This window comes from Magnetovibrio blakemorei (genome assembly GCF_001746755.1).
Classification (GTDB): Bacteria; Pseudomonadota; Alphaproteobacteria; order Rhodospirillales; family Magnetovibrionaceae; genus Magnetovibrio; species Magnetovibrio blakemorei.
On the sequence record NZ_MCGG01000017.1, the window covers coordinates 53,037 to 64,534 of the forward strand.

The following is an 11,498-nucleotide window of genomic DNA, read 5'->3' on the forward strand; positions in this document are numbered from 1 at the left end:
CGGTTAGGGCGGAGTGTGACGCGACTGTAGGGCAATGGGGGCGTGAGCGCAAACGGCGAGATCACGAGAGCCGTTCCTAACCGCCAAATGCGGCTCTTTTGTGCCCGTTATTTGGCTGTTATTTATCGGCGTCTTGTTGCAGCCGCAATGTGCAGGCGGCTTCAATGGCTTGGGAATCCGTATCCAAAAGCGGTTTGCCGTTGACCATCAAGGCGCCCGTGCCGACATCGTATTTGATGGTGGCGATGCCCGCCGTCGCATCGAACAAACCTGCAGCGCCAAAACCGTAACGTCCGGCCAGATCAATGCCAAAATCAATGATGATTTCTTGAGGCACCTCAATCGCGCCGAGCGGTTTGTCATCGGCGGGCTTGACGGCCTTGCCATGTACATCGACGCCGGGCTTATAGGCCACATCGGCGGAGGGCACGTACTTGACCAGTCGTTTGCAGTCGTCAAGGCTGACAGAGGCGTGCGTGACGGTAACCTCACCCGTCGCCTCACCCGTATTTTGGGCCAAAGCAGGGGCTGCCATCAAGCTCACCATCAAAGCTAGGTAGACCTGTTTCATCTCAAACTCTCTCACCGTTATGCCTTCAGGGCCGCTGTCCACGGCGGATTTTGCGCCAGCACCGCCTGAAAAACCGGGCAGTCCTTATGGTGCGCTCCTTCAAGATACCCGGTGCTCATGAGAAATTCGTTAACCACCTCCGGCCCGGTAAATTTAAAGGTCTTTTTGAACAGCTTGACCCATTCGTTCAAGGTTTTGGGGTGGTTTTGAGCCAACCACGCAGCAAAACCGCCGTCGCTTTTGCGCAAGCCTTGCACGACACCGGCGTTGTGAATGATGGAGGTGATTTTCAGGCGGTTGCGAATGAGCCCCGGATTGTCCAGCAAACGCAAAACATCCGCTTCGCCATACCCGGCCACGATATCGACATCGAAGCCGTCAAAGGCCTCAACGGTGGTGGGGCGTTTTTTCAGCACCAATTCCCACGACAATCCGGCCTGAAAGATTTCCAGGCACAACAGCTCAAACAGCGCTTGATCGCCTTTGCCGGGAAAGCCGTATTCGGTGTCGTGATAGGGGCCGTGTAACGGATGGCCGGGGGCGGAGTTGCAATACGCGCTCAAAATACCCCTCCTCCCTCACTCACCAATTATGCCGATAGGCGGCGTGAATGAACATAATGGAAAAGCCAACAACGGCCAGCAAGCTGGCGCAAAAAGCCACCCACGCCACCACTTTGGGATTCATCCGCACAGCCCGCGCGTCCTTCATTCTCTGCGCCGGGGCCATTTGCGGCATAGCCGCCGCGTTTTGATCGTTGTCCATACCTTTCCTCCGTCAATACCCACCCGTCTTAATTATGGGTGGGCGCGACGTCGCAGCAACCATGTACATCCATCCCACCATAGACGTGAAAACAACCAAAATGAGGACGATGGCCGCCACCCATTTTTTGTTCACCTTAATCTGGCTGTGCCCGGTGATTTCCACCCGCCTGGGCTTTGCTTGATTTTTCCCCGGGGCTTTTACGTGCTCGTTCATCAAAACCTCCCCACTGTGCGGGAGGCATCCTGGCTAGGCTTGCTCCAGCTCAATCAGAGTAGCGCAAAAATCTTTGGGATGCAGGAACAAAACGGGCTTGCCGTGCGCTCCGATTTTGGGCTCACCACCGCCCAAGATTCGCACGCTTTCAGCGGAAAGCTTTTTTGATGCCGCGGTGATGTCGTCCACCTCAAAACACAGATGATGAATACCACCGTCCGGGTTTTTGGCCAAAAAGCCGTTGATCGGCGAGTTTTCGTCCAGCGGCTCCAAAAGTTCGATCTTGGTGTTGGGCAGTTCGACAAACACCACTCGCACGCCGTGGTCCGGCTCGTCTTTGGGCTCAGATACTTTTGCCCCCAACAAATCCCGGTATTTGGCGGTGGCGGCACCTAAGTCCGGGACAGCGATGGCGACGTGATTGAGATTACCGATCATGAGGGAGGTCTCCTGTGTTTTTCCTAAACGTTGACCCGAACCAAATGGACCGAGGTCACGGCGTTCTTGTTGAATTTAGAGCGGAAATAGCGCCGCACCGCAATGCGCACGGTTTCACTGACCACATCGTCGTTGCGCAGATCCTTTTTCGACAAGCGCTCCACGGCCTCTTCGGCGGCGTCCAGCACATCGTCTTCGAAATCAAGTTCGTTCGGCTCCAACAAGCCGATGGTGGTGAGCTGCGGATCGCCGATAAAGTTACCCACTTTATCGAGCACCATGGTGAGGGTGACGCTGCCGTTCATCAACGCCCGCACCCGCCCGCGCACCAGTTCGCCATCCATCGGCACCACCCGTCCGCCTTCCAAGGCCAAGCGACCGGACGGCACCTGTTCGACCACGGCTGCGGGCCCCGGGGCAATGCGGATCATGCCGCCGTTTTCATTGACGATGGCTTGCGACACCTGGCATTCCAGCGCCAACTTGGCGTGTTCCTTTAAATGGCGGATTTCGCCATGCACCGGGATCGAGATTTGCGGTTTGATGGTTTGATACATTTCCAGCATTTCGTCATACGCCGGATGGCCGGACACGTGCACAAAATGGTCTTTGTCGGTGATGATGTCGATGCCGCGACGCGCCAGGCGGTTTTGCAGGCGGCTGATGGACACTTCATTGCCGGGAATTTGCCGGGATGAAAAAATCACCGTATCGCCGCCGGACAGATAAATGCGCGGGTGATCGTCCGCCGCGATGCGCGACAAAGCCGCGCGCGCCTCACCTTGGGATCCGGTGCAGATGATCAGCACCTTATCTTTGGGAATTTCGCCACACATTTCTTCGTCTAAAAAATTCGGCACGTCTTGCAGGTAGCCATTTTCCTTGGCCGCATCGATCATGCGCCAAAAGGAACGCCCCGCCAGCACGACGTCTCGCCCCAAGGACCGCGCCACCCGCGACACGGTTTCCAAACGCGCCACGTTGGACGCAAAACACGTCACCACCACGCGCCCTGTGCACGGTTCAATCACCTTGCGCAGGCTTTCATAGAGATCGCCCTCAGAACCGCTGGTGCCCGGCGTGAAGATGTTGGTGCTGTCGCACACCATCGCCAGCACGCCTTCGTCGCCCAACCGGCGCAGCGCCTTCATGTCATAGCTTTCGCCCAACACCGGGTCGGGATCAAGCTTCCAATCGCCCGTGTGCAGCACCGTGCCCAGCGGGGTGCGGATGGCCATGCCATTGGGTTCGGGAATGGAATGGGTCAGCGTGATCAGATCAATGGTAAACGGGCCAACCTCAAAACTGCCTTTCAGCGGCACTTCGACAATCGGCACGATGTCCAGCAAACCCACCTCGGCCAGCTTGCGCTGAATGATCGACACCGTGAACGGGGTCGCATAAATGGGGCAGCCAAAACGCTCCCACAGATACGCCACCGCGCCCAGGTGATCTTCATGGGCATGGGTTAACACGATGCCGGCCAGCTTGTCTTTGCGTTGTTCGATGTAAGTTGGGTCGGGCATGATGACATCAACGCCCGGATGGGTGCCGTCGCCGAACGTGATGCCCAAATCGACCATCATCCAGGTGACGTTGCCGGGCGCGCCAAAGCCGTACAGATTTAAATTCATGCCGATTTCGCCGGCGCCGCCCAAGGGCAAAAACAAAAGCTCTTCGCCTGCCATCGATTACCCTTTATTGAGTTGGTAGATGAGATACAGGCCCCGAAGCGTCAGGTCCCGATCCGTCCAATTGATGATTGAGGTGGCGTCGCAAAACATCTGCGCCAAGCCCCCCGTTGCGACCACGTCCATATCGGCGCGGAATTCTTCTCGAATGCGTGCGACCATGCCTTCGATCATTGACACATAGCCCCAATAAATGCCCGACTGCATTGCCGAAACGGTGCCCGTGCCAATCACCTTGGCGGGGCGTTCAACCGCCACGCGGGGCAACTTTGCCGCCGCCATGTGCAAGGCCTCCAAGGACAAATTGATGCCCGGTGCAATCGCGCCACCCGCATAATTGCCGTCATGATCAATCACGTCAAAGGTGGTGGCGGTGCCAAAATCGATGCAAATCAACGGTCCACCGTATTTGGCATTGGCGGCAACCGCGTTGACCAAGCGGTCCGCGCCGACCTCTTGGGGATTGTCGATTTTGGCCTCGACGCCCAATTTGACATTGGCCTCACCCACCACCAGGGGGGTGGTGTGAAAGTATCGGTCGCACAGCACTTTTAGACTGTGCAGGGTCGCGGGAACCACCGTGGCGATGATTGCGGCGTTGATGTCTGAGGGCAGGATGTGTTCCAGCTCCAACAGGCGCAGCAACCACACGCCGTACTCGTCAGAAGTTCTGGCGCCCGTGGTGCTGGCGCGCCATTCACCCTTCAGTTCACCGTCCGGGGAAAACACGGCAAAGACGGTGTTTGTATTGCCAGCATCAATCGCTAAAAGCATGGGGCCATCCCTACCACGCCAAGCCGTTCGGGGCAAAGCGCTTTTCACGAGCTTTGTTGGAGCAGGTCAACCGAGGGGATTACGCTAAATTCGTCACAATGACATCGCCAGTCGCCGATATGGCGGAACTCAGGGTTCCCATCAAGGTAAAGGTATCGCCTGTGGCCTCATCGAACCCGCCATTGCCCTTCCATTCGTAGACCGCCGTGGAATTGTCATCGGAAATGACCAACATGGCCGTCGCCGCCGCATCCGTTATGACGGCCGCGTTATTGATGGCGTCAATAACGCCCTGCGATGAATCGGCTGCGTTTGCCAACATATTGTTAAAATAATAATACACGGTTCCCGCGGTGATGGTGACGTTGCCCGTTATCTGCGTCATCGACAATCCCGTTGCAAAAGCATCCACGTTGATTTTATCGCTGCCCGCCGTGAAGTTATAGAGGGTGTCATTGCCATTGGCGGCGGCGGTGGCGGCAAAGACGAACACGTCCGCCCCAGAACCGGAGGTAAACACGTCGTTGCCACTGGTCCCGGTGAAGGTGGTTCCGGTGCCGTTCGAGGTGGTGATGAATTCAAAATTGCTGACCGTCATGCCCGATAGATTGAGCGTGGCGTCCGGCGTGGTGAGGGTATCGGAGCCCGATCCGCCATCCAAAGTCATGCCACTGCTCAGGTCGCCCTGATTGACCGTCAAAGTATCGTTGCCAGCCGTGCCCACGATTTTAGAGATCCCGGTCACCGTCGTCGACTGTGTAGCAAGGTCCAAGGTGGTCCCCGCCATCTGGATGAAATCGTCACCGCTGCCGGTGATGGTGAGATTTGTGGGCAACGTTTGAGCACCCAAGGTCAGGGTGGCCCCAGCCGTATTGCTGGAAGAATCGAGGATGATCTGATCGACCGCCGTCATCGTCACATTGGTCAAATTCATGCCGTCATCACTGGTGATGATGCCCGTCGTGGTGCCGGTGCCAAAATCGATTGTGTTGCTGGTGTCGAATGACGTGGAGCTGCTCACCGTCAGGGTCGTGGTGCTGATGTTTGCGGTCGTGGCGCTGCCGACATAATCCAGATTGAGATAAACATGAAACAATCCAGAAAACGTGGTGCCGCTCAAGTTCATATTGCCAAAATTTTCAGTACCCTTGGTCATCAGATAGTTGGTGTTGGGCTGACTGTTTGAAATCGTCGTCACACGGGTGGTTGAATCGACGTAAATCAAGTCTTGCCCAGAACCGACGTTTAACGACGTCATCGTCAGCCCCGTCAGGGTAATCGTATCATCGCCCGCAGACGCGGTGAACGACTTCACGTTGTTGTACGTATCACTGATGCCCGACCCGGTCACTGTGGCGACAATTTCGTACTGGCCCGACGTGCTGCTCAGAGCATTGTGCAGCGTCGCCGTAATGCCCGTCGTCCCGGTAAACAAACCGCTATAACTGGGATTGGTTTCAGAGGACGTGGTCGTGGTGGTCTTCTCATCATCGGTTGTTGTCGTCGTGGTCGTCGTAACGGGCACAACGACGATCACCGGAGTGGGTGCAAGAATGATTTCAGGAATGGGGTCTGGCTCGGGTTCTTCGACAGTGACTGTGATGGTCGGATCTGCGGAATCGGCACCCTTGGTCGTCCCGTCGGTGCCGTCTTTTGCGCCGTCCGCCGCCGCTTTCTGCTCAACTTCCTCTTGGGCTTGTTTTTCTGCCTCAAAGGCTTGTTCTTGTGCCTTAGACGCAGTGCTGGCAAGGGAGCTGAATTGTTGGGCTTGTTCGGCCTGGGCCTGGGCCTTTTCAGCCGTGGCAACAGCCTTGGTGGCCTCTGCACCGGCCTTGGCAGCGACTTCAGCCGCCTTTTGCACTTCGGCTTTCGCCACTTCCACTTGCGCTAAGGCCTGGTCCACTTTGGCTTCGGCGGCGGCGAGTTTGGCAGCGGCGGCGGCGATGGCTTCTTCATTGCCTTCGGCTTTGGCGGCTTCCAACTCGGCTTTGGCGGCTTCGGCTTCGGCTTGAGCGGCTTCAGCTTTGGCTTCGGCTTCGCTGGCGGCGCCTTCGGCCTTAGAGACTTCTTCTTTGGCTTTTTCCGCTTCGACCTTTGCGACCTTCGCTTCGTTTTGAGCGTTCTCGGCGCGCCCTTGCGCTTCGACCGCTTTGACTTTGGCTTGTTTGGCGACCGCCTTGGTCAAGGTCGTAAAGGTCGCACCAAAGTTTTTTTGAACCTCTTGCGGCGACAAAAACACCACCTGACTGGGCGGCGCAAAGGCGCTGAAGACGGTGGTCGAAGCGTTGGGTTGGTTCAAGACTTGGGTGCCCGCGCGGGTGGAAATCGAAAGTTCCCCCACATTGCCGTCAACGTCGGGCACCAAGGTGATTGTGCTTTGCAACCCTTCCCCAGCCGCATTGGCCATGGCGGTCGAGCCGCGAATACCGATGGTGGTCGTCGGCGTCGACACGATCATACCGTCAGGTGCCGTTTTGGCCACCTGACCACTGACAAAGGAAAACACGCCGGACACCACCTGGGTTTTGAATATGCCCGTCTGGGTGTCGGGGTCATAGACCATTTCGTCCATCACCATGCGCGCGTCTTCCGCCAGGGAAAACACCGTATCGTCGGCAAAAACGAGGCTGACGCTCGCCTTCGCCCCCGTTTGCAAGACATCGCCCTGGAAAATCTGCCCCCCCGTCACCAACGTGGCTTGCGTGCCGTCGGGATGCGTGACCATCACGGAACCGGATGCCTCACTCACCTGCCCGATGGGCTGACCAAGGCCGACTGCCTGTGGCGAAGCGGCCGCGTTGGGGCCAAGCTGCGCCACCTGCCCTGGTGCGATGGGCCCAGCCAAGGCCGTCACGAGGGCTGCGTTGAAAACGGCACCGTCAGCGCTGACCAGCGCCGGGGGCGTTTCGGACATAAAATAATCTGCAATCAGATACGGAGCCCCGCCCGACGTTTCAATCACCAAATCGGGGCCCACGCGCGAAAAATCCGCACGCATAAAATCATCGCCTTCTGGCAGCATCACATCGCCGTTCGCATTCACAACCGACAGCGGCTGAAAAAAATCAAGTGGGCTTTTGCCACGATTTTCAACGGTGATGGAGTTCAAAGGTCAATGCCAATTCAAAAGAGTCTACCTACGGCATATAAAACACCATAAGAATAAAAAAAGATTACGCCCTAAACTCTTTAAAAAACAGGCAAATAATAGGAATAATCACAAAACTTATTTGGATAAAAGCCCTATATTTCGTGCGGGATCGAAGGAATGAAGACGTCTCCGGCGGTGATAAGGCGGTTTGGTTGGCCGTCTAGATGCAAAACCAAAGCCCCTTTTTCATCCAGCGCGCCGAAAACGCCTTGAACCTGTTCGTTGGGCAGACGCACGGTGACCGGACCGCCTAGCCCTTTGGCGCGGGCCAGCCAATGACGGCGAATGGGGCCAAAGCCTAAGTTCCGCCATGTCGCCAAGCCTGCCAGGAAACGCTTGGTCAAGGTATCGAGCATCAAGGTCACGTCCAAACCTTCGCCCTCCACCCCTTGGGCCGCCAGGGACGTTGGCGGGTACGCACCCTCTTCCAACGCCGGGTGCGAGGCGATGTTCACGCCAATGCCCAAAACCAGCCACTTAAACGCGCCCGTCTTCAGATCAGGCTCACCTTCCAACAAGATGCCCGCGACCTTTTGACCTTCCAACAACACATCGTTGGGCCATTTGACGTTAACAAATGCGCCGCGTGTGGCAGCCACTTGCACGGCGTCTGCCACCGCATTGGCGGCCACGAAGCTCAACTGCGACATGACCTCCATGGGATAGGGCATGCGCAACAAAATGGAAAAATAAAGATTGCCGTCTTCCGACACCCAGGTGCGTCCACGCCGACCGCGCCCGGCGGTTTGGCGCTTGGCCCACACAACCGTGCAATCGGGCGCGCCTTGTTCGGCCAAGCGTTTGGCCTCAGCGTTGGTGCTGTCGATGCTTTCCAGCTCCACAAGCCGATAAGGGCTTGGGAGCTGGAGGCTCGTTTGTGAGGAATTCATCGCCTGACTTAAAAGAGCGAAGCCGCAGCCGTACCGGCCCAGCCGATCACCGGGGACGGCACCAAGATGAACAACAACGTCGCCAAGCTGGTCACCACCAGCACACCCACGATGGAGGTCGGCAGCGGGCTTTCCAACGGCTCGATACCGGGATCGTCAAAGTACATCACCTTGATGATGCGCAGATAATAATACGCTGACACCACACTGCTCAACACGCCCACAATCGCCAGTGTATACAGTTGCGCGTCAATGGCGGCCATGAAGATGTAGAGTTTGCCGATGAAGCCGGCCAGCGGCGGAATGCCAGCCATGGAAAACATGAAGATCGCCAACGCCGCCGCCATGGCTGGATGGGTTTTGCCCAGCCCGCCCAACTCGGTAATGTTTTCGACGTTGCGGTCGCCGCGACGCATCGCCATGATGCAGGCAAAGGTGCCGACGTTCATGAACACATAGATGGTGAGATAAACCAAAACCCCCATCACGCCCGCTTCATTACCAACCGCAAGACCAATCAGCGCATAACCGACATGACCGATGGAGCTATACGCCATCATGCGTTTGATGTTGGTTTGTGCGATGGCGGCAAACGCGCCCAGCAACATGGACAAAATCGAAATCAGCACCACGACCTGCTGCCATTCCGCCACCAAAGCGCCAAACGGTCCGACCATGACGCGAACGAACAGGGCCAAGGCGGCAATTTTCGGCGCGACCGAGAAGAACGCCGTCACCGGAGTCGGTGCGCCTTCGTAGACATCGGGCGTCCACATATGGAACGGCACCGCCGAAACCTTAAACGCGAGGCCCGCCATGACGAACACCAACCCGATGATCAAGCCCAAGGGGGTGTGTTCTTGGGCGGCGATGGTGGTGGCGATGGTGGCAAAATCGGTGGTGCCGCTAAAGCCATAAACCAACGACGAGCCATACAGCAACAAGCCCGACGCCAAGGCGCCCAAGACAAAATACTTCAAGCCCGCTTCTGTCGAGCGGGTGTCGTCTCGGTGAAAAGCCGCCAGCACGTAGAGCGACAACGATTGCAACTCCAAGCCCATGTAGAGCGACAACAAGTTGCCCGCCGACACCATCATCATCATGCCCAAGGTGGCGAAGATCAGCAAAATGGCGAATTCAAAACGGTGCGCGCCTTGGCGCTCCAGCCAATTCTGCGCCAAAATCAGCGAAAAAGCCGACGCCAGCAAAATCAAGATTTTGACGTAAGAGGAAAACGGATCGGACAAGAACAAGCCGTCGAACGCGACCAGTTTGGCACCCGAAACGGTGAACACCAAAATCAACGCCAGGACCAGCGTCACCACGCCCAAACCAGACGTCAGGCGCGAAGCGCGCATAACGCCATCGGGGGTTGTGGCCTTTTGAAACACGCCCAGCATCAGCAAGGACATGGCCGCCAGGGCAAGGAAGATTTCCGGCAATACCGGGGCGATGTTGGGAACGTCAGCCATAAACCTGTATCTCCCTTACTGGCCAGCCACGAGGGCTGAATTGCTGGCATCCAGCGCAAGTTGAACTTGGCCCAGCAGGTTATCGACAGAGACATGCATCATGTCCAGGAAAGACATCGGATAAACGCCCATCCACAAGGTGAGAATAATCAACGGCGCAAACACCGCCCATTCGCGGCGGCTCATATCGAGCATCTTCTTGACCTCTTCCTTCTCCAACGCGCCGAACACAACCCGGCGATAGAGATAAAGCATGTAAGCCGCACCCAAAACCACACCCGTGGCAGCAAAGGCCGCAACCCAGGTGTTGGCTTTGAACAGCCCCACCAGAACCAAGAACTCACCGACAAATCCACCGGTACCCGGCAGGCCTACGGACGCCATCATGAACAGCATGAACACCAACGCATAGGCCGGCATCTTGTGCACCAGTCCACCGTAGGCGGCAATCTCGCGGGTGTGCAGGCGGTCATAGATCACGCCGACACACAAGAACAACGCCGCCGAAACCACACCGTGACTGAGCATCTGAAAAATTGCCCCTTCAACGCCCTGCATGGTCAGCGAGAACGTGCCCGCCGTCACAAAGCCCATGTGGGCGATGGACGAATACGCGATCAGCTTTTTCATGTCGTTTTGAACCAGCGCCACCAAGGAAGTGTAGATCACCGCCACAATGGACAGGCTGTAAATCAACGGCGTGAAGTAAACCGAAGCATCGGGGAACATGGGCAACGAAAAGCGAATGAAGCCATAACCGCCAAACTTCAACAGCATGCCCGCCAAGATGACGGAACCCGCCGTCGGGGCTTCCACGTGGGCATCGGGCAACCACGTGTGCACCGGCCACATGGGCACCTTCACCGCGAACGAGGCGAAGAACGCCAGCCACAACCAAATTTGCAAGCTGGGATCAAAGCGCGTCGTCATCAAGGTGGGAATGTCGGTGGTGCCCGCTTGATTGTACATCACCAAAATCGCCAACAGCATCAACACCGAGCCCAGCAGCGTATACAAAAACAGCTTGTACGAAGCATACACCCGGCGCTGTCCGCCCCACACGCCAATGATCAAGAACATGGGGATCAGCACGGCTTCAAAGAAGATGTAGAAAATCACGATGTCCAGCGCAGCAAACATGCCGATCATCATGGTTTCCAAGATCAAGAACGCGATCATGTATTCCTTGACCCGGTCTTGAATGCTGCGCCAACTGGCGAGAATACACACCGGCGTCAACACCGTGGTCAGCAACACAAACAACACCGAAATGCCATCAATGCCCAAATGGTAGCTGATGTTGAAAGTCGGAATCCAATCGACGTTTTCGACGAACTGGAAGTCCGCCGTCGAGTTGTCGAACTTGAACCACAGCCACAACGACAAAATGAACGTGATGGTGGACGCCCACAAGGCCGTCTTGCGGGCATTGTTCTGTGCGATCTCATCGTCACCGTTGATGGTGAGGATAAAGCCTGCACCCGCCAACGGCAGGAAAATCAGGAGCGATAGGATTGGAAGGTCAGCCAT

The 11,498-nt window shown here is 56.7% G+C and carries 11 protein-coding genes; all 11 read right to left on the reverse strand.

The features are described 5' to 3' along the window. Window positions 1-118 precede the first annotated feature (118 nt). Window positions 119-571: a hypothetical protein gene (locus BEN30_RS05555; protein ID WP_139134871.1), complete on the reverse strand. Its 453-nt coding sequence runs from the start codon at window positions 569-571 to the stop codon at window positions 119-121. Between the two features lie 17 nt (window positions 572-588). Further along, window positions 589-1,134, reverse strand: a complete 546-nt coding sequence (locus BEN30_RS05560; RefSeq protein ID WP_069957353.1) for a DNA-3-methyladenine glycosylase I — start codon at window positions 1,132-1,134, stop codon at window positions 589-591. Window positions 1,135-1,153: 19 nt separating this feature from the next. Continuing rightward, window positions 1,154-1,336: a hypothetical protein gene (locus tag BEN30_RS05565; protein WP_069957354.1), complete on the reverse strand. Its 183-nt coding sequence runs from the start codon at window positions 1,334-1,336 to the stop codon at window positions 1,154-1,156. A gap of 12 nt (window positions 1,337-1,348) precedes the next feature. Beyond that, window positions 1,349-1,552 carry a hypothetical protein gene (locus tag BEN30_RS05570; RefSeq protein WP_069957355.1) on the reverse strand — a complete coding sequence of 68 codons (204 nt, stop codon included), beginning with the start codon at window positions 1,550-1,552 and terminating at the stop codon, window positions 1,349-1,351. A 33-nt stretch (window positions 1,553-1,585) separates the two neighbouring features. After that, entirely contained in the window at window positions 1,586-1,990 is a 405-nt protein-coding gene (gene mce, locus BEN30_RS05575) for a methylmalonyl-CoA epimerase (protein WP_069957356.1), read from the reverse strand. A gap of 23 nt (window positions 1,991-2,013) precedes the next feature. After that, window positions 2,014-3,678 carry a ribonuclease J gene (locus BEN30_RS05580; RefSeq protein WP_069957357.1) on the reverse strand — a complete coding sequence of 555 codons (1,665 nt, stop codon included), beginning with the start codon at window positions 3,676-3,678 and terminating at the stop codon, window positions 2,014-2,016. Window positions 3,679-3,681: 3 nt separating this feature from the next. Then, window positions 3,682-4,455, reverse strand: a complete 774-nt coding sequence (locus BEN30_RS05585; RefSeq protein WP_069957358.1) for a type III pantothenate kinase — start codon at window positions 4,453-4,455, stop codon at window positions 3,682-3,684. Between the two features lie 79 nt (window positions 4,456-4,534). Then, complete coding sequence (locus tag BEN30_RS05590) at window positions 4,535-7,564, reverse strand: M10 family metallopeptidase C-terminal domain-containing protein (protein WP_069957359.1); 3,030 nt, start codon at window positions 7,562-7,564, stop codon at window positions 4,535-4,537. Between the two features lie 134 nt (window positions 7,565-7,698). Continuing rightward, complete coding sequence (locus BEN30_RS05595; protein WP_069957360.1) at window positions 7,699-8,496, reverse strand: biotin--[acetyl-CoA-carboxylase] ligase; 798 nt, start codon at window positions 8,494-8,496, stop codon at window positions 7,699-7,701. An 8-nt stretch (window positions 8,497-8,504) separates the two neighbouring features. Next, window positions 8,505-9,968, reverse strand: coding sequence for an NADH-quinone oxidoreductase subunit NuoN (gene nuoN / locus BEN30_RS05600; RefSeq protein ID WP_069957361.1), 1,464 nt, complete (start codon window positions 9,966-9,968; stop codon window positions 8,505-8,507). A gap of 15 nt (window positions 9,969-9,983) precedes the next feature. Then, window positions 9,984-11,498, reverse strand: coding sequence for an NADH-quinone oxidoreductase subunit M (locus BEN30_RS05605; RefSeq protein ID WP_069957362.1), 1,515 nt, complete (start codon window positions 11,496-11,498; stop codon window positions 9,984-9,986).